The organism is Sphingomonas sp. ASY06-1R, from assembly GCF_052180265.1.
Classification (GTDB): Bacteria; Pseudomonadota; Alphaproteobacteria; order Sphingomonadales; family Sphingomonadaceae; genus Sphingomonas_I.
On sequence record NZ_CP197464.1, the window covers coordinates 685,283 to 711,058 of the forward strand.

The following is a 25,776-nucleotide window of genomic DNA, read 5'->3' on the forward strand; positions in this document are numbered from 1 at the left end:
TCTGCATGGCGTGCGACACCAAGACGCTGCCGTCCGGGCGTTGCCGCAGGGCCGCTTCGGCAGCATCGCGCCGATAAGCGGTGGGCTGCGCCCGATCGACGATGCATGAGGAAAGCCGGATTATACGAATGTATATCGGGCCGCCGCGCGCGATTGGATGCCCGGGCACGGCGCCTTATGCGGAGGCAGCGCGCGAACAGGCGACGGTTCACGTCCCGTTCGACGGCGGTAGGCGAGGGTACGCGAATGTCCGAAACGGTCGGTGAAAAAGCGTCTGGACTATCCGCAGCGCTGCGCCGCCTGCACCATCTGTTCCAGAAGCCGATCGTCCGGCTTCCGGTTATGGCGCTGCTGATGGTGGCGATCTTCGTCTTCGATACGCTGACCGATCTGGAGATCGCGACGGCGGTCTTTTATATCGCCGTGATCCTGCTCGCGATCGGCCGTTTCGCGCCCCGTCAGGTGGTCGGCCTGGCGGCGATCTGCGTGAAGCTGACCCTGGTTAGCTTCGTCCTCAGCAAGTCCGGATCGCGCGAAGCCGGCGTCGTGAACCTTGGTATCAGCATCTCCACGATCGCCATCACCACCTACCTCGCGCTGAAGATGGTTGCGGCGGAGGGGGCGGCGCATGCTGCCCGCGCGCAATTGATCCGCGTCGCCCGCGTCACCAGCCTGGGCGAACTGGCCGCGTCGATCGCGCATGAGGTGAACCAGCCGTTGGCGGCGATCGCCACGAGCGGCGACACGGCAATGCGCTGGTTGAGCGCAGAGCCGCCCAATATTGACCGGGCAAGATCCGCGATCAGCCGCGTGGTGGAGGATGCCAGCCGCGCCAGCATCATCATCGCCCGCGTGCGCGACCATGCACGCGGAGATCCGCCCGTGTTGCAGGTTATCCGCGTCGACGAGGTGATTGAAGAGGCGGTCGAGCTTTCCGGCGGTGAGCTGCAGCGGCACGCGATTGCGCTGCGCCTCGCGCTGGCCGATGCCTTGCCGACCGTCATGGGGGATCGCGTGCAACTGCAGCAGGTCGTCTGCAACCTGATCCTGAACGCGATCGAAGCGATGATGCCCGTGCCCGCCAGTCGCCGGTCTTTGACGATCGCCGCCATGGCGGACGTCAATGGCGACGTCGAAATCTCTACCTGCGATACCGGGATCGGGATCCGCGAAGACCATCTTGCCCGGCTGTTTGACAGCTTCTGGACGACCAAGGAAGGTGGGACCGGCATTGGCCTGACCGTCTCCCGCACCATTGTCGAGGCACATGGCGGTGCGATCTGGGTGGATCGGATGAAGCCTTACGGCGCGCTGTTCCATGTCCGGTTGCCCGCTTATGCGGCGGCCGCGGCATGACCGAGACGGCATCTGCGGCTGAGAATATGGCGATCGTCTATGTCGTCGATGATGACGCGTCGGTCCGCGCGGCGCTGGAGGATTTGCTCGCCTCGGTCGGGCTGGAAGCGATGCTGTTCGGTTCTACCCAGGCCTTCCTCGACACGGCCAAACCCGATCTGCCGGCCTGTCTGGTGCTGGATGTGCGCATGCCCGGGCAGAGCGGCATGGAATTCCATCGGCAGATGGTACGGCAAGGCGCCGAAATCCCGGTCATCTTCATCACGGGCCATGGCGATATCGCCATGTCGGTCAGCGCAATGAAAGCGGGTGCGATCGAATTCCTGGCCAAACCCTTCGCCAATCAGGATCTGCTGGACGCCATCCACCGCGGGATCGAGATCGATCGCCAAAGGCGGTGCAGCGGTCGAAAGACCCGGGATTTGACGCGGCGCTTTGCTGATCTGACCGAGGGCGAGCAGGCGGTGATGTTCCTGGTGGTCCAGGGCCTCCTCAACAAGCAGATTGCCGGCCAGCTTGGCGTCAGCGAGATCACGGTGAAGGTGCGGCGACGCCAGGTGATGCTGAAGATGGGCGCCAAATCGCTGCCGGACCTGGTGCGTCTGTGCGATGCCTTGCCACTGCAAGGCGTGGGGTCCGCCTGAGCCATGCTTGGCGCCTAGGAGCCCAATGGGCTCATATTTCACTTGGCTACTTTCTCTGCATTGTTGGATTGCGCAAGATGGCCCCCAGGGGGACACATGATGCGATTCGAAAGACGAAGATTGATGGCCGCAGGAATAATGTCTTTTGGCCTTACATGGCTCTTTGGGCGAAAAGCCGAAGCGCGCAGCTTTTCCAATGTTGCGGCGCTGCGCGACCACGTCGTAAAGCTATTGCGCACGCAGGAGGACTTCAAAGTCACACCTGACCGGAACGATCCAGCGAAGTTTCAGCTGGCGATCGACGATTGGTCGGTCGTCGGTGATGTCACGAACCTCTTCAATTACATGAAGGGGAATCCGCAGGAGGATCCTGATTTCCTCGTCAGGCGTTTCCTCAATTCACTCGCGGAAGGGCAGCTTGAAGGGGTAGACGATGCCCATATCGTCGCTGTTATCCGGGCTCAGCCCTATATCGACGCGGCGCTGAAGGCGGGCGGGGAGCTTCTCCACGAGCCGCTGGGGGCGGACCTCCAGATTCTCTACATGGCCGACCGGCAAGATTCGATGGCGCCGCTCAGCCCGAAGGATGTGCCCGGCAAGGATCTGGCAAGCCTTCGTGCAATCGCGATGAACAATGAACGCCGGTGGCTGTCCCAACTCGTGAGCGATGAATCGCTCAAGCCCGGCATGCTCTATTATGTCGAAGATAATCCGATGCTCTCGCCCACCCTGCTGCTGCTCGACGATTTCTGGAAAATGGTCGCACAGCGCTTCCCCGGGGACGTGATCATCGCCCTGCCACGCAAGGACCAGCTCTTTCTCTTCGACGATGAGGAGGAGGCGCGACAGCGCGCCCGGCAGTTGATCGAAGTGACCTTCGCAGAAGACTATAACCTGCTGTCGTCGCGTCTCTATGCCCGCCGTAACGGTAAGATCACGGTTGTGCCCGATTAGGCGTTCCGTGCGTTTTCAGGCCGGACATGGATTCGGCTATCTGAGCATGGTGGTAGAGGGAGACGGGCATGAAATTTGTCACTCCGGCCGCGAAAGCAAGCTTCACGATCGCGGCGGATGGGACGCCGCCGACAATTGCGTTCCAAACCGACGCCGCCGGCCCACATAGCTGGGAGTGGACAATCACCTGGAAGACCTTCTCCAAGAAGGGGAAGGTGGAAACGCCGGACAACAAACTGGACGGGGCGACCTTCCTGCAGGATCTCGGCGGCACGCTGGAGGTCCACGCGACCGTTCCGGCCGCGGCCGGCAAGCCGGCGGAGGTCGCGACCGTCAAGGTCACGATCATCGGCACCAATCCGACGGTCCACGATGTCACCGTCTATCTCGCCACCAAGGCCGACAGCGCCGGCTTCTCCGCCATCCTGCAACATGAATCGCGTGGCCGGAACTTCAACGACGCCGGTGAACCGATCAAGTCGTACGACAATGGCTATGGCATGTGCCAGCTGACCACGCCCAAGCCGACCATGGAACAGGTGTGGAGCTGGAAGCGCAACGTCGATGGCGGGCTCAAGCTGTTCGCCACCAAGGTCACCGATGCGCGCAACTATCTGTCGCAAAGCGGGCGTACCTTCACCGACGATCAGCTGCAGCGCGAGGCGGTCTGCCGATGGAATGGCGGCGCTTATCACACGTGGGACGGCAAGGCCTGGGTCCGCAATCCCGACATCCTGTGCGACAGCGCCACCGGCAATAATGGCTGGGACATGACCAAGGACGAGAATACGGGCAAGACCGAGGCCGAACTGCACAAGCGCGACAAGGACGAATATAAGCGCGGCCACAAAAAGGGCGATCTGTGGAAGCCATCGGGGGTCTGCTATGCCGACGCGATACTCGGTTAGCGCTGCTGTCGCACTAGGGTTGGCGCTCGCCGGATGCGCGGCGGCGCGTCAGGTCCCGGCGGCGGGATCGGGCGATCTGAAGCTGGATCTGGCCGGCCGGGCCGCCACCGTAAGCGTGACGCTACCCGCTGCGGAGGTGGATCCCGCCAACGATCACAGCGTCACGCCGCTCGGCATGCGGGGCCCGTTCCTGCTCCTGACCGACAGTTATGCCTCGCGCGGCCAGGCCATGTCGCGTTGCCAGGCAGGCCATGAAACCTGGGTCCGCCTGATCGACACCCGCACCCGCACCGAACGCTGGAGCAAGCGCGTCGAAAGCTGTCTGCACGACATTCAGCCAGGCGAGCCTCCCGCCATGTGGCAAGGCGAGGGGGCTGACTTTACCGTGCGCACGTTGTCGGAGCCCGGCGTGCAGGTGTCGGTCGCGGCGAACGGTACCATCACCGAGCGCAAGTGAGGCCGCTGCGGCAGGGCATTGACCTGTGTCAGGACCAGGCACCGTCGGGTTGCTCCCGTGCGCTCGTGAAGATCTGCCAGATCGCCATGAACAAGGCGGCGATGACGGGGCCGACCACGAAACCGTTGAAGCCCATCATCTCGAAACCGCCCAGCGTCGAGATCAGCACGAGATAATCCGGCATGCGCGCGTCGCGGCCGACGAGGATCGGGCGCACGACATTGTCGACGCTGCTGATGATGAGGAAACCGCAAAGCGCAAGGACGATACCCTGCCATACCGATCCGGTCACAAGCAGGTAGATCGAGACGGGAACCCAGACGAGCCCGGTCCCAACCGCGGGAAACAATGAAAACACGCCCATCGCCACACCCCACAACAGCGCGCTCGGGATGCCCAAAATCCAGAAGGCGATCCCGCCGATCATGCCCTGCAGCACCGCCACCGCGAGACTGCCTTTGATCGTCGCGCGGATGACGGTGACGAACGTCGTGATCAGCGCCTTGCGCTGTCCCGCCGGCAACGGCAGCGCGCGTTCCAGCCGGGCGGAGACCGCGTCGCCGTCGCGCAGCAGGAAGAAGGTGAGGTACAGCATCACGCCGAGCGCCAGGAAGAAACCGAACGCGCTTTGTCCGATGCTCAGGATCTGACTGGCGACCGTCCGGAAGCTGCTGGCAAAGCTTTGCGAGATACGGCTGCGGACGCCTTCGAAATCGTTGAGCCCGACGCTTTCCAGCCAGCGTTGCGCCCATCCCGGCAGGTGCGTTTCCATCTGGACGAACATGCGGCCCAGATCGATATCGCCGCCGCGGATCCGCGCATAGGCACTGGTGGCCTCGTTCACCAGCGCCGCGCCCAGCAGCATCGCCGGCACGATCACCAACGCGATGATGATCAGCAAGGTCGCCAAGGCGGCCAGCGTGGGGCGGCCCGGCATGCGCCGCAGGAACCGGCGGTTGAGCGGCGTGAACAATACCGCCGCGATGATGCCCCACAGAATCGCGCCCGCAAACGGCGCGACCAGCCACAGGAACAAGATCGTCACCAGGAAGACGAGCAGCAGCAGGAAGCCCCGCTCCAAAGTGGCTCCGCGCCGCACACCGCTCATGCGCGCGGCATCCGGCATGCGCCAATCGGTGGGGCGAGAAGAATGAGCCTTCGCATTACGTTACTCCCTGTACGGGCGCGTTATAGCCGATGCGGCCGGCGAGGCCATGTTGGCAATCACAATAGCCCGCGATCGCTGTTGGACGGGGCGGATCAGGGCGTCGCGAATCTTCCTGCGCTCGCACAGCTTCCGTTCAGGCGGACTCGGCGCTAGAGAGGCGCCGCATGCCCGCGCTGCGCGCGGATTCCAGGAGAGGCCGTTTGGCGCTGACGCCCACCGATACTGAAGCATTTCGACGCGAAGTCGACGAGAATCTCCGCCGCGACCAGATGACCGGTCTCGCCAAGAAGTGGGGCGTCGTAATTGGCGTGCTCGTCCTTCTGCTGTTGATCGGGCTGGCGGCGTTTCTGTGGTGGCGCAGCCATCATGCGCATCAGGCCGGGCTTGAGGGCGAGCAGCTGACGCAGGTGCTGAGCGACGTCGACATCGGCCGGGCGCAGCCCAACGATGCGCGGCTTGCCGCTCTGGCATCCTCGTCGCGCGACGGATATCGCGCCATGGCACGGCTGACGCAGGCCGGTATTCTCGCGAAAACTGACGCCCCCGCCGCCGCTGCAAATTATCTGGCGATCGCCAAGGATGACGGCCTGCCGCAGGCGACCCGCGATCTGGCGCTGATCCGGGCCACCACGCTGCAGTTCGATACGATAGCACCGACGGAGGTCGTGTCCCGCATGAAGCCGCTGGCGGTTGCGAACGCGCCCTGGTTCGGCAGTGCCGGCGAATTGACCGGCATCGCTTATCTGAAGATGGGACGGCGCGATCTTGCCGGCCCGCTTTTCGCCGCCATCGCGCGTGACACGAACGTGCCCACGGGCCTGCGTGGCCGCGCAGCCGGCCTTGCCACGGGGCTTGGCCAGACGGTTGGCGCCATCACGCCTGACGGCGCATCCAAGGAATGATCATGACGATGAGTTCGCGCCGTGCGCGCGCTATGATGGCGTTGGCCCTGGTGGCCACGCTCGGCGGATGCGGGCTGTTCAAGGGGCGCGGTGATCGCGGGCCGAAGACCGCGGTGCTCGGGCAACGCGTGTCGGTGCTGAACACGGGCAGCGACGTCGTCGTCGATCCCAGCCTGGCCGATGTTCCGGTCACCGTGCCGGAACCGGTAGTCAACACCGAATGGACCCAGCCGGGCGGCAACGCCACCAAGTCGATGGGCAACCCCGCGCTGGCGGCCGCGCTGCACGAAGCATGGTCTGCCACGATCAAGGGCGGCGACATCACCCAGCGGATCGGCTCGCCCCCGGTCATCTCCGACGGCAAGCTGTTCATCATCGATGCCGACGCGGTGATCCACGCTTATGACGCCGCGACGGGCGCGACCGTCTGGCAGACCGCGATCGACAGCGTGAAACGGGACAAGGTCGTTCTGTTCGGCGGCGGTGTCAGCGTGGAGGCCGGCAAGGTCTATGCGACGACCGGTCGTGGCGATGCGGTGGCGCTGGAAGCGGCGACTGGCAAATTATTGTGGAAGGTGCGCCCGGCCGGCCCCCTGCGCGGCGCGCCCGCGATCGGCGGCGGCAATATCTATGCGCTCACGCAGGACAATCAGATCCTGGCGCTGAACCCCGCGACCGGGGCCACGCTGTGGACGGTGTCGGCCACGTTGCAGACCTCCGGCGTGTTGGGCGTCGGCGGGCCGGCTGTCGCTCAAGGTACGGTCGTCGCGGGCTTCTCGTCGGGTGAACTGTCGGCGCTGCGTTTCGAAAATGGCCGCATCGTGTGGCAGGATCAGCTTTCGCGGACATCCATCTCCACCTCCGTGTCGGTGATCTCCGATATCGATGCGTCGCCCGTCATCGACCAGGGCAAGGTCTATGCGATCGGGTTGGGTGGCCGCATGGTCGCCATGGATCTGGTCAGCGGCCAGCGCCTTTGGGAACTGACGATCGGCGGGATCAACACGCCTTGGCTCGCGGGCGAATGGCTGTTCGTCGTTACCGATGAGGCCAAGCTGATCTGTATCGCCCGCACGACCGGCAAGATCCGCTGGATCTCGCAGCTTCCGCGCTATCGCGATCCCAAGAAGAAGGACAAGCCGATCAGCTGGTACGGCCCGACGCTGGCCGGCGGCCGCCTGCTGGTCGTCAGCGATCAGGGCCAGATGGTCAACGTCGCGGTCGCCGACGGCGCGATCGGCACGTCGGTCAAGGCGGGCAAGAGCTTCTATCTGCCGCCGGTCGTCGCCAACAGCACGCTCTATCTGCTGGACGCCAAGGGCCGGATCACGACCTGGCGCTAACGCAAACGCCGCGTAAATCGGCGCGGCAAACGTGGATCGAAGGTCCGGACTCGTAAATGGCGGGTCCGGACCCTAGAAGGCGCTCCATGCCTCTTCCCACCGTTGCCATTATCGGCCGACCTAATGTCGGCAAGTCGACCCTGTTCAACCGCCTCGTCGGCAAGAAGCTGGCGCTGGTCGATGACCGGCCCGGCGTCACGCGTGACCGCCGCGAAGGCGAGGCGAGCCTGCTCGGGCTCGACTTCCGCATCATCGACACCGCCGGGTTCGAGGATGAGGATCCGCAGAGCCTGCCGGGCCGCATGCGCATCCAGACCCAGGCGGCGGTCGACGAAGCCGATGCCGCTTTATTTCTGATAGACGCCCGCGTCGGCGTTGTCCCGCTCGACGAAGAGATTTCGCGCTGGCTGCGCAACAGCGATACGCCCGTCATCCTGATGGGCAACAAGGCGGAGGGCAAAGCCGGCGAGAGCGGGTTGCTCGAGGCATTTGCGCTCGGCCTGGGCGACCCGATCCCCTTCTCGGCGGAGCATGGCGAAGGCCTGGTCGATCTGTTCGAAGCGCTGCGCCCGCATATCGAGCGCGTAGAATCCGAATATCCCGTCGATGAGGCGGAGGATGAGGAGAATGGCCCGCTGAAGCTGGCCATCGTCGGTCGTCCCAATGCGGGCAAGTCGACGCTCGTCAACAAGATGCTCGGTGAAGAGCGGATGATCACAGGCCCGGAGGCCGGCATCACGCGCGATTCGATCGCGATCGAGTGGGAGTGGAAAGGCAAGGACGGCGAAACCCGCCCGGTCCGGCTGATCGATACCGCCGGCCTGCGCCGCAAGGCCAAGGTCGAGGATAAGCTGGAACGCCTGTCCGCCGCCGATACGCAGCGTGCGATCGATTTCGCGGAAGTCGTGGTGCTGCTGCTCGACGCGACGCGCGGGCTGGAAGCGCAGGATCTGCGCATCGCCAGCCAGGTGATCGACGAAGGCCGCGCGCTGATCATCGCGGTCAGCAAATGGGACGTCGCCGAAAATGCGCCGTCTCTATTCCAGGGTATTCGCGCCGCGCTCGACGAGGGCCTGGCGCAGGTCAAGGGCTTGCCGCTGATCACCGTCTCCGGCTTCAGCGGTCGCGGGATCGACCAGCTGATCGAGGCTGCTTTCGAAATCCGCGACTCCTGGTCGCGGCGCATCGGCACGGGCGAGCTCAATCGCTGGTTCGAACGCGCAATCGAGGCCAATCCGCCGCCGGCGCCCGGCGGGCGGCGCATCAAGCTGCGCTACCTCACCCAGGCACGCACGCGCCCGCCGACGTTCATTCTGTTCGGGACGCGCGTCGATCAGCTGCCGGAAAGCTATCGCCGCTATCTCGTCAACGGTATCCGTCGCGATCTCGGTTTCGGCGGCGTGCCGGTGCGGTTGACCGTACGCGCGCCGACCAATCCGTTCGGCAACAAGTGAGCACCCTCGTCGACGCGCGCGGGATGCGCTGCCCGTGGCCCGTCCTGCGGCTGGCCCGGGCGATGCGCGGGGAGGAGGCGGTCACGATCCTCGCCGACGATCCCGCTGCGCCGGCGGAAATCGCGGCGCTCGCGGCCAGCCAAGGCTGGTCGCTGCGGGATCAGGGCGACGGATGGGTCGTATCGCGCGCGTGACGCGCGTTCAGCTTTCGGGTGCGGGCCGCGACTGCAGCTGGACGTAATTCTGGATGCCCATCCGCTCGATCATGTCGAACTGCCGCTCCAGGAAGTCGACATGCTCTTCTTCATTGTCGAGGATGCGGCGGAACAGATCGCGCGTGACGTAATCGCGCACCGACTCGCAATGCGCGATCGCATCGCGCAGCGGCGGGATCGCCTCTCCCTCCAGCGCGAGGTCTGAGCGCAGCACTTCCTCGACGGTCTCGCCGACGCGCAGCCGACCAAGCATCTGGAAATTCGGAAATCCGTCCAGAAACAGAATGCGCTCCGACAGCCAGTCGGCATGCTTCATCTCGTCGATGGATTCATGCTTTTCGTAATCGGCCAGCCGCGTAATGCCCCAATGGTCGAGCAGACGATAATGCAGCCAATATTGATTGATCGCGGTCAGCTCGTTCTTGAGCGCGATATTCAGAAACTCGATAACCTTTTCGTCGCCCTTCATGGCGCAACTCCCGGATGGCGATGATCGCGCCAGTTAAACCAGGGAGGGGCCAAAAACGAAGTGCTAACGACTCGCGCGAGTCGTTCTCAGGAAACCGGATCCGAAACGGTCAGGCGGCGGCCTGCTGCTCTTCGGCGATCAACTCGCGCGCAAAGGGGATGCACTGGCCGCACCGGGGACGCCGGCCCAACGTGGCATACGCGCTATAGGGGCATTGTGCGCCCGACCGCGCTGCCTCCCGTACTTCGCGTTCACGAATCGCATTGCAGTGGCAGACGACCATCGACGACTCCTTGACGAGCCCATTTAGCGATACTGCGACTAACTCGCAATAGCTCTGCGGAACGGAACGACCTGTCCGCGCGACAGGCTGCGCCACGCCCATTCGAACGGCCCATAATGGAAACGGGCAAGCCACGGCCGGCTCCAGAGCAACATCAGCCCCCATTGGGCCGCGACGAGCCAATAGAGCTGCGCGCGCGACAGACCGCCGAACCATCCCAGCCCATAGCCGTAGAAGATTGTCGTCATCACAAGACTGGTAATCAGATAGTTGGACAGGGCCATCCGCCCGGCCGCGCCAAGCCGCTCCATCAGCCGCGGCAGAACGTTCGCCCGCACGGCCAGGATCAGAAGCGCCGCATAAGCCAGCGCGAGGAAAGGCCGCAATATCAGCGTGGCCATGTCAGCGAGCGGCAGGAACGTTGGATCGAAATGATGGGCGATGATCGCAAACACCAGCGGCGCATAGAGCAACAGCGCCGCCGCGCCGGCGCCGGCAACGCGCTGGTAGGCGCGCCGGCTCCATTGCCCTGTCCAGAAGCCGAGCCGGTAGAACAGCATGCCCAGGAACACGAAGCCCAGCGTACCCGGCAGCGCCGCCGGTATGATCTGGATCTGGAACAGGCGCGTCGTCGGTGCGCGGGCTGCAAAGACATCGGCAAAGCCGCCGCGGTAGAGGCGTATTTCCTGCGCGATCGCGGCGGGGTCCGGGACGACCTGGGCCAGCACCTTGCCCCATTCCCGCACTGCATCGGCGGGCGGGTGGGGGCCGGTCGCGAGTGCCTGGAGCAGGGTGACGTCATGCCATTGGATCAGGCTCTGCACGCCGTCATAGCCGATCAGGCAGATTGCGGTGAACGCCAGCGCGCTGGGCTTCCAGTTCCGTCCGACAAAGGCGATCGCCCCGCAGATTGCATATTCGACCAGGATATCGCCGTACCAGACGAACCAGGCGTGCAGCATGCCAAAGCCAAACAGCCAGAAGATGCGGGCATAATGGACGCGCGCAGGCCCGGGCGTGCGATCCTCCGCGGCGTCGGTGATCAGCAGCAGCGAAGCCCCGAACAGCATCGTGAACAAGGCGCGCATCTTGCCGTCCGCCAGCACATAAGCCGCCGCCCATGCCGCCAGATCCACGCCCTGCGCCCCGCCGTAAAAATGCGGGTCGACATAGGCATAAAGCGGCATGCCCATCGATACGATATTCATGATCAGAATACCGCACACTGCAAATCCGCGGATGACGTCGAGGCTCAGGATGCGAGACAATTCGGCGTCCGTAGTCACTCCGTCTCCTCCCCGGAACGGGGAGGGGGACCATGCGAAGCATGGTGGAGGGGATTTCCGTGCTGAAGGCAGGCTGCAACGATCACTTCGACCACGGCGTCGGCATCCCCTAAAACGTCACCCGCCGCGATCCTCAGCGTATCGACGCCTTCACGATCAAGCCACTGGTCGCGCATAGCATCGCGCGCCGGCCGATCGCCCATGTCGTGGCTCGCGCCATCCACTTCGATCGCCAGCTTCGCCTCGTTGCAGAAAAAGTCGAGGATGTAAGATCCGGCCGGATGCTGTCGTCTGAATTTGAAACCTCCCGGCCGGAGCCGTAGGCGCGTCCAAAGAACAACGTCTGGCACGCTCATCTCGCGCCGAAACTTGCGCGCCCTTTTAACCGTGCGCGACGGACCAGCGAGCATGGCGGATTTCCCCTCCACCACGCCCCTTTGGCGTGGTCCTCCCCGAGCAAGCTCGGAGAGGAGACGATTACGCCAGCGCCGCGTCGGCGCCCATCAGCTTGGGGAAGAAACCTTCATGCCCGCTGCGCAGATCCGCCAGCGTCACGCAATGATCGCCGTTTTCGGTTTCGAAGATGATCCGGTTGGCAGTGGTGCGGCCGATCGGTTCCGCCTCGATCCCGTTGGCCTTGGCCCCGGCGAGGAAGCCGAGCAGCGCCGGATCGTGGACCGTCACGAGATACAGGCCCTGATCCTCGGCGAAGTAAGAGCCCGCCAGGCCGAACGGCGTCGGCCCGTCGATCAGCGCGCCGCAATTGCCGGCCAACGCCATCTCCGCGATCGCTACGGCGACGCCGCCGTCCGACACGTCATGGCAGGCGGTGATCCAGCCCTGCTCGATGCCGGCGCGAATATAGTCGCCGGTGCTGCGCTCCGCCGCGAGATCGACCGGCGGCGGCGGGCCTGCGTCGCGGCCGTCCAGCCCATGCAGTTCGCGCAGCCACAGCGACTGGCCGAGATGGCCCTTGCGCGTGCCGACCAGCAGGATGATGTCGCCGCGCTCGCGGAAGCCGATCCCGACCGATCGCTTCCAGTCGGCCAGCAGCCCGATGCCGCCGATCGCCGGCGTCGGCAGAATGGCGCTGCCGCTGCCATCGTCATTCTTGGTCTCGTTGTAGAGCGACACATTGCCGCTCACGATCGGGAAGTCGAGCGCGGTGCAGGCCTCCGCCATGCCCTCGATACAGCCGACGAACTGGCCCATGATCTCGGGCCGCTGCGGATTGCCGAAATTCATGCAGTCGGTCGTGGCGAGTGGCTTGGCGCCGACCGCGGTCAGGTTGCGCCAGCATTCGGCGACCGCCTGCTTGCCGCCCTCATAGGGGTCGGCATAGCAATAACGCGGCGTGCAATCGGTGCTGATCGCCAGTCCCTTGTCGGTGCCGTGGACTCGTACCACTGCGGCATCGCCGCCGGGGCGCTGGACGGTGTCGCCACCGACCATGTGGTCATATTGCTCCCAGATCCACCGGCGCGAGGCAAGATCGGGCGATCCCATCAGTTTGCGCAGATCGGCCGCCACGTCCGTGCTGTCCGGCAGATTGGCCGGTAGCGCGGGCGCCTCCGTCTTCACGTGCGGGCGGTCGTAGCAAGGCGCTTCGTCGGCCAGCGGATCGAGCGGGATGTCGCACACCGTCTCGCCATTGAAGGTCAGCACCATCCGGCCGGTATCGGTGACATGGCCGATCACCGCGAAGTCGAGCTCCCATTTGCGAAAGATCGCCTCGGCGAAATCTTCGCGGCCGGGCTTGAGCACCATCAGCATCCGCTCTTGGCTCTCGCTCAGCATCATCTCATAGGGCGTCATGCCGGTCTCGCGGCAGGGTACGGCGTTCATATCGAGTTCGATGCCGACCCCGCCCTTGGACGCCATCTCGACGCTGGAGGAGGTCAGGCCGGCCGCGCCCATATCTTGGATCGCGACGATCGCGTCGGATGCCATCAGCTCCAGGCAGGCCTCGATCAGCAGCTTCTCCGTGAACGGATCGCCGACCTGCACGGTCGGGCGTTTCTCCTCCGAATCCTCGCCGAAATCGGCCGACGCCATGGTCGCGCCATGGATGCCGTCGCGGCCCGTCTTGGAGCCGACATAGACGATCGAGTTGCCGACGCCGGACGCCGCCGAATAAAAGATCTTGTCGGTCTCGGCGACGCCGACGGTCATCGCATTGACCAGGATGTTACCGTCATAAGCCGCGTGGAAATTGACCTCGCCACCGACGGTCGGCACGCCCACGCAATTGCCGTAACCGCCAATGCCGTGGACGACGCCCGCGATCAGGTGGCGCATCTTGGGATGATCGGGCCGGCCGAACCGCAGCGCGTTGAGATTGGCGACAGGGCGCGCGCCCATCGTGAAGACGTCACGCAATATGCCGCCGACGCCGGTCGCGGCACCCTGATAGGGTTCGATATAAGAGGGGTGGTTGTGGCTCTCCATCTTGAAAATGGCCGCCTGCCCATCGCCGATATCGACCACGCCCGCATTCTCGCCCGGGCCGCAGATCACCTGCGGGCCGGTGGTCGGCAGCTTCTTCAGGTGCAGGCGCGACGATTTGTAGCTGCAATGCTCCGACCACATGACGGAGAAGATCCCGAGCTCGGTCAGGTTGGGCGCGCGCCCAAGCGCATGCAGGACGCGCGCATATTCTTCGGGGGACAGGCCGTGTTCGGCGACGATGGCAGGCGTGATCTCGCTCATATCGCGAGCCGATAGCGAACCCTTGCGCATCGTCCAAAGAAAAAGGCCGGCAGGATGGTCCTGCCGGCCCTGAAAAATGGGGTTGGGAGGAAAATCAGCCTTCGCAGGTCTGGCTCGCGCCGCCCTTGGCGAGGGTCACGGACTTGCCCTTGGCGTCGCCGGTCAGCGTGTAATCGCCACCGACATAGGCTTCGCCCGCAGCCGGAGCGGTCATCACGATCGGATCGGCCGTCTTGTCCTTGAGGCGCAGATTGGCGGTCGTGTTGTCGTTAAACCAGTTGATGAACACCAGGCTGTTGTCCTTGCAGCGATAGGACTTGCTGGCCAGCATCGCCGGCGGCAGCTTGACCGGCGGCGCATTCGCAATCTCGTTAGCGGTGGGATCCGCGGGACCGCCCGCCACGATCGTGGTCGGCTTGGTGTCACAAGCGGCGAGGAGAAACAGGGCGGCGAGCGGCAAAGCGCGGAGGGTGAGATGGTTCATAGCGGATCATTCTTTCGCAGGTGCAGTATATACGTCAAGAGTGTTGACGCTCTTTCTGCGGCGTCAGGTTGAGGGATGCGCCGAAGCGTTGCCTTGCGGGCTGAAAACGAAGCTTGCTTGCCCCATTTCCAGCGCTTGCCTATCGGCTGTTTATGACATTTATCGCTCGAGACGTGCCGGCCTTGGTCGGCAATACGCCGTTGGTTCGCCTTGCTGGTCCCAGCGAAGCGACGGGCTGCGACATTTACGGCAAGTGCGAATTCATGAATCCGGGCGGATCGGTGAAGGACCGTGCAGCCCTTTTCATCATCGAGGATGCCGAGGCAAATGGCACGTTGCAGCCTGGCGGGCTGATCGTGGAAGGGACGGCGGGCAATACCGGGATCGGCCTGGCCCTGATCGGCAATGCGAAGGGATATCGCACGACGATCGTCATCCCGGAAACGCAGAGCCAGGAGAAGAAGGATACGTTGCGCGCGCTGGGGGCCGAGCTGATCGAGGTCGCGCCGACAGCGTATTCCAACCCTGCCCATTATGTTCACACGTCGCGCCGCATTGCGGAAGAAACGCCCGGCGCCTTATGGTCGAACCAGTTCGATAATATCGCCAACCGCCTTGCGCACATCCGCACGACCGCGCCCGAAATCTGGGCGCAGACGGAAGGACGGATCGATGGCTTCACCTGCGCTGTCGGCACGGGTGGGACGCTGGCCGGGGTCGGCCTGGGCCTGAAGGAACAGCGCGACGATATCGTCATCGCGCTGACCGATCCGCATGGTGCCTCGCTGTATGAATATTATGCGCATGGGGAACTGCGCGCCGAGGGATCGTCCGTGTCCGAAGGGATCGGGCAGAGCCGCGTGACCGCCAATCTGGAAAGCGCGCCTGTCGATACGCAGTTCCGCATCTCGGATGAGGCCGGGCTCGAACAGCTGTTCGCTTTGCTGAAGCAGGAAGGTCTGTGCCTGGGCCTGTCCTCCGGCATCAACGTCGCGGGCGCGATGGCCCTGGCGCGGGAGATGGGGCCGGGGCATACCATCGTCACGATCCTGTGCGATTCCGGAATGCGCTACCTGTCCACCGTGTTCAATCCGGCCTGGTTGCGGGCCAAGGGCCTGCACGCACCCGATTGGCTGCGGCGCTAACAAAGGTTTCCAACCGGCCGGCGCATCCCTATTCTGGGACTATGAGGGCCCTTAAGCGCATCGCGGGAGAAGCGGTATGCACCGTGTGCGCATCGGCCTGATCGGCCTGGCCTGGGTTTTCCTGCTGGTCATGCTCGCCACCACCTTCCTGCACGTCGCCGGCCCTGATCGCAGCACGTCGCGCAGCGCGGACGCCACCAACGACACCGCGCCGAGCGAGCCGCTGGCCGAACTGGGTGTCGCCCCCGGCAACAGCCCGCCCGACGCAAAGGCGGAGCCGACCCCAACCAAGCCGGCGCAGGCGACGCATTGAGTCGCAGCAAAACACCCGTCCGCCGCTAAATTTCGCCCCACATTTTTATCCACAGGCTCGGCCTTGCGGGAAACGGCAGTTTCGCGCCGTTTTCGCGCATTCTTCCCCATAGCCCCAAACCACGGCATACACAGTCATCCCCATTCAGTGGTATTGATACCCATAACCAACCCATGCTAATCCACGTTCATCCGGTAATGGAGGCGCACGATGTGCGTTTCCGGCGCCGACCGACGGACGGACGGGGCGCGTCACTTCCGCGGCAGCAGGGCGGAACGAACAGTTGGTCAGGGAGACATTCTTTGTTGGGCATGCCCTGAACGCGGTTGACGCGAAGGGACGCGTGTCTGTGCCCGCCGCCTTCCGCTCGCAGATTGACCGCCGCGCCAAGGATGAAGGTGGCAAGGATGCCGACAAGGAATTGATGATCGCCCCGCATCCCAAGCGTGATCGCCTGCGCGCTTACGATGCCTTCGGCCTGCGCGACCTGTCCGCAGAACTGCGCGAAAGCGTTGCCGATCTGCCCGCGGCCGCCCGCCGCGAAGCCCATGAAGGCGCCCGCCGCAACGAACTGACCGCCCTGACCCCGGTGACGTTCGATGGTGCGGGCCGGATGGTGCTTTCGCCGATCCTGCGCAAGCTCGGCAAGATCGGCGACCTCGCCTTCTTCGTCGGCATGGAAGATTATTTCGAGATATGGAGCCCGGAAAACGCGCGGATCGGCTTTGCTGACAATCCCGTCGTGCTCGAGATGCTCGACATGTATCTCGAAGAACGGGGTGCATCGTGACCGCCTCCGCGCCACACATCCCGGTCCTGCTCGACGAGGTGATGGCCGGGCTGAACCCGCAGCCGGGCGAAACCCATGTCGACGGCACCTTTGGTGCCGGCGGCTACAGCCGGGCTTTGCTCGATGCGGGCGTGCGCGTCATTGCCTTCGATCGCGATCCTGACGCCGTGGCGGAAGGGCAGGCGCTGGTGGCGGACAGCGATGGCCGGCTCGATCTGGTGCCGGACATATTCTCCCGCCTGGGATCGGCCTTGGCCGATCGCGGCATCGATACGGTCGACGGCGTGACCTTCGATGTCGGCGTCTCCTCCATGCAGCTCGATCGTGCCGACCGCGGCTTTTCCTTCCAGGCCGACGGTCCGCTCGACATGCGCATGGGCCAGTCGGGAATGAGCGCGGCCGATTTCGTGAATGAGGCGGACGAGGCGGAGATCGCCGACGTGCTGTTTCACCTGGGCGAGGAGCGTCAGTCGCGGCGCGTCGCCCGTTTCATCGTCGCCGCGCGCCCGATTACGCGCACGTCCGAGCTGGCCGCCGTGGTGCGTCGCGCGCTCGGCTATCGCGAACATGACAAGAAGGATCCGGCGACCCGCACCTTCCAGGCGATCCGCATCCATGTGAACCGGGAGCTGGGCGAGCTGGAAGATGGTCTTGCCGCCGCCGAACAGGCGCTGGCGCCCGGCGGCCGGCTGGCGGTGGTCTCGTTTCACAGTCTTGAAGATCGGATCGTGAAGCGCTTCCTGAAGGAGCGTAGCGGCACCGCCGCCGGCTCGCGCCACCTACCCGAGGTCGTGGCACGTACCCCCAGTTTCGAAGCGGTCGCCAAGCCCGTCCGCGCCAGCGAGGCCGAACTTGCCCGCAACCCCCGTTCCCGTTCCGCCACGTTGCGCGTCGCCCGGCGCACCGCGGCTAGTCCCTGGGCGATGAAAGGTCATGCGTCATGATCGTCGCGACGCGTTTAAGCGCGGTGTGGCAGGTCGCCGGCGTCGCCGCCGCGGCCCTATGCTGTTATCTGGTGTCGCAGTCGGTGGCGTCGGAACGCGCCGGCCTGCTCAAGGTGGACCGCCAGATTTCGCAGACGCAGGATGAGATCGCGAAGCTGCACACCGAAATCGGCGTGCGCGGCCGGATGGGCCAGTTGGAACGGTGGAACGCCGATGTCCTGGCCCTGCAGGCGCCGCGCCCGAGCCAGTTCGTTTCCAGCGGCGTGCAGCTTGCCAGCCTTTATGGGCGCAAGGGGCAGCCCGCCTTGCAGCTGGATCCGGCGATCGCCCGTCAGCAGGGCGACGTGACCCGGGTCGCTTATACGCCGCCGGCCGCTGCACCGTCGCCGGTGTCGCCGCCGACCGCAGCCCCCATGCCGCGCGCGCCGGACATGGCGCCCGCGCCGCAGCAACCGTTGCTGCGGACGGCCACCTATATCCGCCCCGTTCCCGATCGCCTGGGACCTGCGACTTCGGCCCCGACCTCCGCGCCGGTGATCGCGAAAGTGGCTTTCCAGCCGAGCAAGCCGGTCGCCCGGCCTGCGCCGGCACCGGTGGTAAAGGTTGCGTTTCAGTCGCCTAAGTCGCTTCTGCCTGCCGACATCAGCCTGTTGGCGGCGCGGGAAGCGAAGGGTTCCAGGGATAGCGCCAAGGCGGCGCGGTGAACGCGCCCGCGGGATTGCGCCTGGACCGAGCCGTGCGGGTCGAGTTGCGCGAAGCGGCGGGATCGGGAACTCCGATGGGGGTGGCCCAGCAACGGCTGATGGGCATCATGCTGATGTTCATGCTGGTGACGGCCGTCATCGGTCTGCGCCTTGTCCAGATCTGCCTGTTCGGCGGGACGGACGCCAATGCCGGCGCGGCGCAAGGCGCCCAGCGGGGCGAGATCCTCGATCGCAACGGCCAGCCGCTGGCGACCACGATCAAATTATGGGCGGTGGCGGTCAATCCGCAGAAGATCCTGGGCGACAAGAATGCGTTGGCGGTAAAGCTTAATCAGCTGATGCCGGAAAAGTCGGTGCTCGACTATCGCCGCATCCTCTTCGGCAAGCGTAAATTCCTGTACCTGCGCCAGCCGGCCCCGCCCGAGCTGGCGGCTGCCGTGCACGCGCTGGGCGATCCCGGCCTGCTTCTGCTGAGCGAGTCGCACCGCCTGTTTCCGCAATCGGCCATGGCCGGCCATGTCCTGGGCTATTCGCAGCAGGTCGAAAATCCGCGCACGCACAAGCAGGAGCTGACCGGCATCGGCGTCGAACGCTATTTCGACACGGATCTGAAGGCCGGAAAGTCGATCACCCTGTCGATCGACACGCGCGTCCAGGCCGCGCTGGAAAGCGAAATCTCGAAGCGGATGGTGGAAACCCAGGCCGTGGGCGGAGCTGGCGTCATCCTGGACGTGCATACCGGCGAGGTGCTCGCCATGGCCTCGCTGCCGGACATCAACCCCAATGCCCCGCTGCGCGATCAGGCGAACATGTCCAACAAGGTCACCCAGTCGACCTATGAGCTGGGTTCGACCTTCAAGATGCTGACCTTCGCCAACGCGATCCAGTCGGGCGTGCTGACCGATATGTCGCAGAAATTCGATGTGTCGTCGCCGCTCCATGTCGGCGGGCACACGATCCATGACGACGAGCCCATGCATCGCGCACTGACCGTGCCGGAGGTGATGACCTATTCGTCCAACATCGGCACCGCCCAGATTGCCGATGAATTGGGCCCCGAGCGGACCAAGGCGTTCTTCCGCCTGCTCGGGATGGACCAGCGTATTCCGATTGAGCTGCGGGAGCGCGGCCTGCCGCAATTCCCGTCTTATTGGGCGCGGACGACCGTGATGACCACCGCTTATGGTCATGGCATCGCGGTCACGCCGCTCCATCTGGCCGTGGCCTATGCCGCGCTGGCCAATGGCGGCATCCTGCGCCCGGCTACATTGCTCAAGCTGCCGCCCAACGCCCAGGTGCCGGGCAAGCGCGTCATTTCCGAAGCGACCAGCGCCCGCATGCGCCAGTTCATGCGCCTCGTCGTGCTGCAGGGAACGGGAACCAATGCGAACGCCGCCGGCCTGCGCGTGGGCGGCAAGACCGGCACCGCCGAAAAGGTCGTCGGCCGCGGCTATAGCAAGAGCGCGAACATCACCGTGTTCGCGGGTGCCTTCCCGATGGACAATCCGCGCTATGCGGTGGTCACGATCCTGGACGATGCCAAGGGCAGCAAGCAGACGGCGGGTTTCAAGACCGCCGGCTGGATGACCGCGCCGTTGATGCGCCGCATCACCGCGCGCGTCGGCCCGCTGCTTGGCATCAGGCCCGAACTGGACAAGGACCTCGATGTGTCCGACCTGATGGCGTTGCTGGCCGAAAAGAAGGTGCCCGGTAAGAATGTTCTTGAATGAGCTCCTTGGTGATGCGCGCAACGGCGTAGACACCCGCGTCACCGGCTTCGCCATCGATAGCCGCAAGGTCGCGCCGGGAACGGTGTTCGGCGCCTTCCGGGGCACCGTGTCCAATGGCGAGGATTATATACCGAGCGCCATCGCGGCCGGTGCGGTCGCGGTCTATGCGCGACCCGAAGCGGTCGTGGAAGGCGCGGTCCACGTCGCCGATGCCGAACCGCGCCGGGCCTTCGCTTATGCCGCCGCCAAATTCTTCGCGCCCTTTCCCGATCATGTCGTCGCCGTCACCGGCACCAACGGCAAGACCTCGACGGTGGAGCTGACGCGCCAGCTGTGGCGCATGTCCGGCTTTCACGCCGCCTCCATCGGCACGCTCGGTGTCACCACTGCCGACGATTCCGTGTCGACCGGCCTGACGACGCCCGATATCGCCACCTTCCTGTCGAACATGGCGGGCTTGCGCCGCGAGGGCGTGAGCCACGCCGCGTTCGAAGCGTCGAGTCACGGTCTCTCGCAATTCCGGACCGAAGGCCTGCCGGTCCATGCCGCCGCCTTCACCAATTTGTCGCGCGATCATCTCGATTATCACGGCACGATGGAAGCCTATCTCGAGGCCAAATTGCGGCTGTTCAGCGAAGTGGTCGCGGCCGACGGCGCGGCCGTGGTGTGGATGGACGATCCGGCATCGACCCGCGTTGCCGAGATTGCGCGCGAGCGTGGCCTGCGTCTGATTTCGCTCGGCACGAAGGGCGAAACGCTCCGGATCGTGGATCGCCAGCCGACCCAGCTGGGGCAGACGCTGACCATCGACGCGGACGGCAAGACCCATCAGGTCAAACTGCCCCTCATCGGCGCCTATCAGGCCGCGAACGCCCTTACCGCGGCTGGCCTCGTGCTCGCGACCGGCGGGGAGACGGGCGACATCCTGGCGCGGCTCGCACGGGTGCAGCCGGTCCGGGGGCGGCTGGAACGGGCCGCCATCAGCCGCGCGGGCGCGCCGATCTATGTCGATTATGCGCATACGCCGGATGGCCTGGAGGCCGCGATCCAGGCGCTGCGCCCGCATACGGCCGGCCGGCTGATCGTGCTGTTCGGCGCCGGCGGCGACCGCGATCGCGGCAAGCGTCCGCTAATGGGCGAAGTGGCCACCCGTCTGGCCGATCATGTCATCGTCACCGACGATAATCCGCGGTCCGAGAATCCGGCCTTCATCCGCCGCGAAGTGCTCGCCGGTGCGCCTGAGGCGATTGAGATTGACGGCCGGCGGGAGGCGATCGCGGCCGCGATCGCGGACGCGGGCGGCAACGATATCGTATTGCTCGCCGGCAAAGGCCACGAACAGGGCCAGATCGTCGGCGATCGGGTCCTGCCGTTCGACGACGTCCAGGTCGCACGGGAATGCGCGGGATGAGCATTGCATATCATCCGTTCGTCCTGAGCGAAGTCGAAGGACGCTTCCCAGCACGCGAGGCAACGTGCTTCGACTTCGCTCAGCACGAACGGGACTGGATAACGCGATGAACGCGCTCTGGACCTCGGCAGAAATCGCCGCCGCGACCGGCGGCACCGCATCGTCCGCGTTCGAAGCGAACGGCGTCGCCTTCGACTCGCGCGAAGTCGGCCCGGGCGATCTGTTCGTTGCGCTCAAGGGGGAGGCCACCGACGGCCACCGCTTCGTCGCCCAGGCCCTTTCGCAGGGCGCAGCCGGCGTGCTGGTCTCCCAGCCGGTCGACGGGCCACACATATCCGTATCCGATACGACCGCGGCACTGGACGCGCTCGGCGCGGCATCCCGTGCGCGTACCTCCGCCAAGGTGATCGGCGTCACCGGATCGGTCGGCAAGACCAGCGTCAAGGAAGCCTTATTCGCCGCCTTCGATCGCGCCGTCCCGGGGCAGACGCACCGCTCGCTCAAAAGCTACAACAACCATGTCGGCGTGCCGCTCAGCCTGTCGCGCATGCCGCGCGATACGCGCTTCGGCGTGTTCGAAATGGGCATGAACCATGCCGGCGAATTGCGCGCGCTCACGCAGCTCGTGCGCCCGCATGTCGCGCTGGTCACCACCGTCGCGCTCGCCCACGGTGCGTTTTTCGCCGATGAAGCGGCGATCGCGGACGCCAAGGCCGAGATCTTCGAGGGGCTGGTACCCGGCGGGACCGCCGTCATCCCCTATGACAATCCGCATCGCGATCGTCTGATCGCCGCCGCGGAGGAATATGCCGGCCAGATCGTCACCTTCGGGCGCGATCCGGCGGCGGACGTCTATGCCCGGGAGGGGAAGGCGGGGCCGCGCGGCACCTTCGTGCAGGCGAAACTGCGCGGCGCCGAACTTGGCTTCACCGTCGCGCTGCCGGGCGAACATTGGATCACGAATGCGCTCGCGGTGCTGGCGGTGGTCGAAGCCGCGGGCGGCGATCTTGCCGCGGCCGGGCTCGCGCTGGCGGAGCTGTCCGGCCTGCCCGGCCGGGGCCGCCGCCTGACCATCCGGCTGCCCGACGGCGATGCGCTGCTGATCGACGAAAGCTATAATGCCAACCCGGCCTCGATGCGCGCGACGCTGGCGATGCTGGGTCAGGAGCGGGGCCGCAAGGTCGTCATCCTGGGCGCGATGCGGGAGCTGGGGCCGGACGAGGCGCGCCACCATGCGGAACTGGCCGCGCCGATCGCGGCAGCGGACGTGGGACTGGCACTGCTCGTCGGCCCGGAGATGAAAGCCTTGGCCGAAGCGCTTGAGGGCCGGATCGATTTGGTCCATGTGCCGGACGCCGCTGCCGCCGCCGCGCAGGCTTCCAGCCTGATCGCACCGGGCGACGCGGTTCTCATCAAGGGATCGAATTCGATCGGACTCGCCGGCGTCGTCGACGCTTTGGCCGGGGGTTAGGACTTATGCTGTATCTTCTCGCCGAGCATCTCGGCTTCCCCCATGTGCTCAACCTGATCCGCTACATCACATTCCGTGCGGGTGCGGCGGCGCTGACCTCCTTGTTCCTGGGCCTGATCATCGGCCCGCGCTTCATTGGCTGGCTGCGCATCCGCCAGGGCAAGGGCCAGCCGATCCGCAGCGACGGGCCGCAGACCCATCTCGCCAAGGTCGGCACGCCCACCATGGGCGGGCTGATGATCCTGACCTCGGTCACGGTCTCCATGCTGCTGTGGATGAACCTCAACAACCGCTACGTCTGGGCCTGCCTGCTGGTGACGCTCGGCTTCGGCCTGATCGGTTTCCTTGACGATTATGACAAGGTCACCAAGCGCAGCCACAAGGGCGTATCCAGCAAGATCCGCCTGCTGCTGGAATTCGTCGTCGCCGGCGTTGCGGCGTGGATCATCGTCTCGGGCAACGACACGACCCTGTATCTGCCTTTCTACAACGGCCCTGTCATCGATCTCGGGCCTTTCTATGTGCTGTTCGCCGCCTTCACGATGGTCGCGTTCGGCAATGCGGTGAACCTGACCGACGGGCTTGATGGCCTCGCAACCATGCCGGTGATCATCGCCAGCCTGGCCTTTTTCGTGATCGCCTATCTAGTGGGCAATGCCAAATTCGCGGCTTATCTGGGCATTCCCCATGTTCCTGGCGCGGGCGATCTGGTGTTGCTGACCGCCGCGATCATCGGCGCGGGCCTTGCCTTCCTCTGGTTCAACGCGCCGCCGGCCGCCGTCTTCATGGGCGATACCGGCAGCCTTGCCTTGGGCGGTGCGCTCGGCGCGATCGCGGTGTCGACGCATCATGAAATCGTGCTGGGGATTGTCGGCGGCCTGTTCGTGGTCGAAGCCGTGTCGGTGATCCTGCAGGTCTTCTTCTTCAAGCGCACCGGCAAGCGCATCTTCAAGATGGCGCCGATCCACCATCATTTCGAACAGATCGGTTGGAGCGAGCCCACGGTCGTGATCCGCTTCTGGATCGTCAGCTTCGTGCTGGCGCTCATCGGCCTCGCGACGCTCAAGCTGCGGTGATCACCAGCCCCGTCTTCCGCGGCAAACGCTACGCCGTCCTCGGCCTCGCCCGCTCCGGCGTCGCGGTGGTCGAGGCGTTGCTGGCGAGCGGCGCGGACGTAACCGCCTGGGACAGCCGCGAAGAAGCGCGCCATTCTCTCCTCCCCGGAACGGGGAGGGGGACCGCGCACAGCGCGGTGGAGGGGAATAGCCCCGGACGCGCGGAAATCCCCTCCACCACCGGCTTCGCCGGCGGTCCCCCCCCCCGTTCCGGGGAGGAGAGAGGCGCGCTCCACTTCGCCGACCCGCTGGAGATCGATCTCGCCGGCTTCGACGGCGTCGTCGTCTCGCCCGGCGTCCCGCTCAACACGCATCCGATCGCGGCCAAGGCGCGCGCGGCGGACGTGCCCGTGATCGGCGACATCGAACTCTTCGCGCTCGCCCGGCCGAGCCTGCCGCCGCACAAGGTGGTCGGCATCACCGGCACCAACGGCAAGTCCACCACGACCGCGCTCATTCACCACATTCTCAAAACGGCGGGCGTGCCGACCCTGATGGGCGGCAATATCGGCCTGCCAATAATGAGCCAGGACCCTCTGCCCAAGGGTGGCGTCTATGTGCTCGAACTTTCCAGCTACCAAATCGACCTGACCTTCAGCCTCGATTGCGACGTGGCGGTGCTGACCAACATCACGCCCGATCATCTCGATCGGTATGATGGGTTCGAGGGTTACAAAGCGTCGAAGTTGCGCTTGTTTGACATGATGAAACCGCCGCATATCGGGGTATTCCATCACGGGCCGGCCGGCCAACCTCTCTACGATCAGTTGCTCGCCAAGCATGAGGTGTGGTCGAATTACGATGATAACGTCTGTGATCCGTGTGATCTATGGGGCGCGTTCGACGGGGATGGTCAAACAGCAGCTCGTGATCATTTAAGTACGCAGAACGATTGGCCTAGCCTTCAAGGGCCTCATAACGCGCAGAATGCGATCGCGGCCATTCTCGCCTGCAAGGCTCTGGCCGTTCCCGAGGAGCGCATCAGTGAGGCTCTGCGCACTTTTTCCGGTCTGCCCCACCGCATGGAACGCGTCGCAGAGAAGGGTGGCGTCCTCTACGTGAACGATAGCAAGGCGACCAACGCCACCGCCACCGCGCCCGCGCTCGCGGCCTATCCCAAGATCCACTGGATCCTCGGTGGGCTGCCCAAGACCGACGATCTCGACGATTGTGCACCCTTCTTCGGCCATGTCCGCGCCGGCTACACGATCGGGCAGGCGGGGCCGATGTTCGCCGATATCCTGCGCCAGGCCGGCAAGCCTGTGACCGAAAGCATTACGCTCACGCAAGCGGTCAACGATGCCGCTGCCGCCGCGCAGCCGGGCGACGTCGTGATGCTGTCGCCGGCCTGCGCGTCATTCGATCAATTCACCGATTATGAAGCGCGCGGCGAAGCCTTCCGCGCAGCGGTGGCGGCGCTGTGATGAACATCCACCATCCGTTCGGTTCGAGCAGCATCGAGCGTAGTCGAGATGCGTCCGTCGAGAACTTCTTCGGCGGCTTCTCGACTACGGTTCTCGA

The 25,776-nt window shown here is 65.0% G+C and carries 26 protein-coding genes; 19 read left to right on the forward strand and 7 right to left on the reverse strand.

Going from position 1 to position 25,776, the window contains the following annotated elements:
- Nucleotides 1-246: 246 nt before the first annotated feature.
- The 5 genes from ACSBM8_RS03470 to ACSBM8_RS03490 all read left to right on the forward strand — a co-directional run bounded on the left by ACSBM8_RS03470 (nucleotide 247) and on the right by ACSBM8_RS03490 (nucleotide 4,319).
- The gene (locus tag ACSBM8_RS03470) at nucleotides 247-1,356 is read left to right on the forward strand and encodes a sensor histidine kinase (protein ID WP_442680268.1); all 1,110 of its coding nucleotides are present in this window, start codon (nucleotides 247-249) and stop codon (nucleotides 1,354-1,356) included.
- Nucleotides 1,353-2,000 carry a response regulator transcription factor gene (locus tag ACSBM8_RS03475; protein ID WP_442680269.1) on the forward strand — a complete coding sequence of 216 codons (648 nt, stop codon included), beginning with the start codon at nucleotides 1,353-1,355 and terminating at the stop codon, nucleotides 1,998-2,000. Before ACSBM8_RS03470 ends, ACSBM8_RS03475 begins: the two co-directional genes overlap by 4 nt.
- Nucleotides 2,001-2,096: 96 nt before the next feature.
- Nucleotides 2,097-2,954, forward strand: a complete 858-nt coding sequence (locus ACSBM8_RS03480) for a DUF1444 family protein (RefSeq protein ID WP_442680270.1) — start codon at nucleotides 2,097-2,099, stop codon at nucleotides 2,952-2,954.
- A 68-nt stretch (nucleotides 2,955-3,022) separates the two neighbouring features.
- Nucleotides 3,023-3,862, forward strand: a complete 840-nt coding sequence (locus ACSBM8_RS03485; protein WP_442680271.1) for a hypothetical protein — start codon at nucleotides 3,023-3,025, stop codon at nucleotides 3,860-3,862.
- The gene (locus tag ACSBM8_RS03490) at nucleotides 3,840-4,319 is read left to right on the forward strand and encodes a hypothetical protein (RefSeq protein WP_442680272.1); all 480 of its coding nucleotides are present in this window, start codon (nucleotides 3,840-3,842) and stop codon (nucleotides 4,317-4,319) included. The genes ACSBM8_RS03485 and ACSBM8_RS03490 overlap by 23 nt, the downstream gene beginning before the upstream one ends.
- A 28-nt stretch (nucleotides 4,320-4,347) precedes the next feature.
- On the opposite strand, the gene ACSBM8_RS03495 is transcribed toward ACSBM8_RS03490, so the two are convergent.
- Nucleotides 4,348-5,445, reverse strand: coding sequence for an AI-2E family transporter (locus tag ACSBM8_RS03495; protein ID WP_442680273.1), 1,098 nt, complete (start codon nucleotides 5,443-5,445; stop codon nucleotides 4,348-4,350).
- A gap of 206 nt (nucleotides 5,446-5,651) precedes the next feature.
- On the opposite strand from ACSBM8_RS03495, the gene ACSBM8_RS03500 reads away from it, so the two are divergent.
- Genes ACSBM8_RS03500 through ACSBM8_RS03515 form a run of 4 tightly spaced genes read left to right on the forward strand, consistent with a single transcriptional unit; the run spans nucleotide 5,652 to nucleotide 9,380 of the window.
- Nucleotides 5,652-6,389: a tetratricopeptide repeat protein gene (locus tag ACSBM8_RS03500; protein WP_442680274.1), complete on the forward strand. Its 738-nt coding sequence runs from the start codon at nucleotides 5,652-5,654 to the stop codon at nucleotides 6,387-6,389.
- Between the two features lie 2 nt (nucleotides 6,390-6,391).
- Complete coding sequence (locus ACSBM8_RS03505; RefSeq protein WP_442680275.1) at nucleotides 6,392-7,732, forward strand: outer membrane protein assembly factor BamB family protein; 1,341 nt, start codon at nucleotides 6,392-6,394, stop codon at nucleotides 7,730-7,732.
- Between the two features lie 56 nt (nucleotides 7,733-7,788).
- Nucleotides 7,789-9,186 carry a ribosome biogenesis GTPase Der gene (der, locus tag ACSBM8_RS03510; RefSeq protein ID WP_442680276.1) on the forward strand — a complete coding sequence of 466 codons (1,398 nt, stop codon included), beginning with the start codon at nucleotides 7,789-7,791 and terminating at the stop codon, nucleotides 9,184-9,186.
- Between the two features lie 23 nt (nucleotides 9,187-9,209).
- On the forward strand, nucleotides 9,210-9,380 hold the full coding sequence (locus ACSBM8_RS03515; RefSeq protein ID WP_442681478.1) for a sulfurtransferase TusA family protein: 171 nt from the start codon (nucleotides 9,210-9,212) through the stop codon (nucleotides 9,378-9,380).
- Nucleotides 9,381-9,387: 7 nt separating this feature from the next.
- On the opposite strand, the gene bfr is transcribed toward ACSBM8_RS03515, so the two are convergent.
- The 6 genes from bfr to ACSBM8_RS03545 form a co-directional block, all read right to left on the reverse strand.
- Nucleotides 9,388-9,870: a bacterioferritin gene (bfr, locus tag ACSBM8_RS03520; RefSeq protein WP_442680277.1), complete on the reverse strand. Its 483-nt coding sequence runs from the start codon at nucleotides 9,868-9,870 to the stop codon at nucleotides 9,388-9,390.
- Between the two features lie 109 nt (nucleotides 9,871-9,979).
- Nucleotides 9,980-10,153 (reverse strand): (2Fe-2S)-binding protein, encoded by a 174-nt coding sequence (locus ACSBM8_RS03525; RefSeq protein ID WP_442680278.1) that lies wholly within the window; start codon nucleotides 10,151-10,153, stop codon nucleotides 9,980-9,982.
- Between the two features lie 38 nt (nucleotides 10,154-10,191).
- A complete protein-coding gene (locus tag ACSBM8_RS03530) occupies nucleotides 10,192-11,439 on the reverse strand; it encodes a DUF418 domain-containing protein (RefSeq protein ID WP_442680279.1) in 1,248 nt (415 codons plus the stop codon).
- On the reverse strand, nucleotides 11,436-11,849 hold the full coding sequence (locus ACSBM8_RS03535; RefSeq protein WP_442680280.1) for an endonuclease domain-containing protein: 414 nt from the start codon (nucleotides 11,847-11,849) through the stop codon (nucleotides 11,436-11,438). Before ACSBM8_RS03535 ends, ACSBM8_RS03530 begins: the two co-directional genes overlap by 4 nt.
- A 67-nt stretch (nucleotides 11,850-11,916) precedes the next feature.
- Nucleotides 11,917-14,148, reverse strand: coding sequence for a phosphoribosylformylglycinamidine synthase subunit PurL (gene purL / locus ACSBM8_RS03540; protein ID WP_442680281.1), 2,232 nt, complete (start codon nucleotides 14,146-14,148; stop codon nucleotides 11,917-11,919).
- Between the two features lie 94 nt (nucleotides 14,149-14,242).
- Nucleotides 14,243-14,632 (reverse strand): hypothetical protein, encoded by a 390-nt coding sequence (locus tag ACSBM8_RS03545; protein WP_442680282.1) that lies wholly within the window; start codon nucleotides 14,630-14,632, stop codon nucleotides 14,243-14,245.
- A gap of 152 nt (nucleotides 14,633-14,784) precedes the next feature.
- Between ACSBM8_RS03545 and ACSBM8_RS03550 the strand changes: the two genes are divergently transcribed.
- The 10 genes from ACSBM8_RS03550 (at nucleotide 14,785) to murD (ending at nucleotide 25,679) form a co-directional block, all read left to right on the forward strand.
- Nucleotides 14,785-15,777, forward strand: coding sequence for a cysteine synthase A (locus ACSBM8_RS03550; RefSeq protein ID WP_442680283.1), 993 nt, complete (start codon nucleotides 14,785-14,787; stop codon nucleotides 15,775-15,777).
- A 76-nt stretch (nucleotides 15,778-15,853) separates the two neighbouring features.
- Nucleotides 15,854-16,090, forward strand: coding sequence for a hypothetical protein (locus tag ACSBM8_RS03555; RefSeq protein WP_442680284.1), 237 nt, complete (start codon nucleotides 15,854-15,856; stop codon nucleotides 16,088-16,090).
- A gap of 343 nt (nucleotides 16,091-16,433) precedes the next feature.
- Entirely contained in the window at nucleotides 16,434-16,880 is a 447-nt protein-coding gene (locus ACSBM8_RS03560; RefSeq protein ID WP_442680285.1) for a hypothetical protein, read from the forward strand.
- The gene (gene rsmH / locus ACSBM8_RS03565; RefSeq protein ID WP_442680286.1) at nucleotides 16,877-17,824 is read left to right on the forward strand and encodes a 16S rRNA (cytosine(1402)-N(4))-methyltransferase RsmH; all 948 of its coding nucleotides are present in this window, start codon (nucleotides 16,877-16,879) and stop codon (nucleotides 17,822-17,824) included. Before ACSBM8_RS03560 ends, rsmH begins: the two co-directional genes overlap by 4 nt.
- Entirely contained in the window at nucleotides 17,821-18,528 is a 708-nt protein-coding gene (locus ACSBM8_RS03570) for a hypothetical protein (protein ID WP_442680287.1), read from the forward strand. The genes rsmH and ACSBM8_RS03570 overlap by 4 nt, the downstream gene beginning before the upstream one ends.
- Nucleotides 18,525-20,258 carry a peptidoglycan D,D-transpeptidase FtsI family protein gene (locus ACSBM8_RS03575; protein WP_442680288.1) on the forward strand — a complete coding sequence of 578 codons (1,734 nt, stop codon included), beginning with the start codon at nucleotides 18,525-18,527 and terminating at the stop codon, nucleotides 20,256-20,258. The genes ACSBM8_RS03570 and ACSBM8_RS03575 overlap by 4 nt, the downstream gene beginning before the upstream one ends.
- Nucleotides 20,245-21,669 (forward strand): UDP-N-acetylmuramoyl-L-alanyl-D-glutamate--2,6-diaminopimelate ligase, encoded by a 1,425-nt coding sequence (locus ACSBM8_RS03580; protein WP_442680289.1) that lies wholly within the window; start codon nucleotides 20,245-20,247, stop codon nucleotides 21,667-21,669. Before ACSBM8_RS03575 ends, ACSBM8_RS03580 begins: the two co-directional genes overlap by 14 nt.
- Nucleotides 21,670-21,775: 106 nt before the next feature.
- Nucleotides 21,776-23,140, forward strand: coding sequence for a UDP-N-acetylmuramoyl-tripeptide--D-alanyl-D-alanine ligase (locus ACSBM8_RS03585; RefSeq protein WP_442680290.1), 1,365 nt, complete (start codon nucleotides 21,776-21,778; stop codon nucleotides 23,138-23,140).
- A gap of 5 nt (nucleotides 23,141-23,145) precedes the next feature.
- A complete protein-coding gene (gene mraY / locus ACSBM8_RS03590; RefSeq protein ID WP_442680291.1) occupies nucleotides 23,146-24,216 on the forward strand; it encodes a phospho-N-acetylmuramoyl-pentapeptide-transferase in 1,071 nt (356 codons plus the stop codon).
- A complete protein-coding gene (gene murD, locus ACSBM8_RS03595) occupies nucleotides 24,213-25,679 on the forward strand; it encodes a UDP-N-acetylmuramoyl-L-alanine--D-glutamate ligase (RefSeq protein ID WP_442680292.1) in 1,467 nt (488 codons plus the stop codon). The genes mraY and murD overlap by 4 nt, the downstream gene beginning before the upstream one ends.
- Nucleotides 25,680-25,776: the final 97 nt, after the last annotated feature.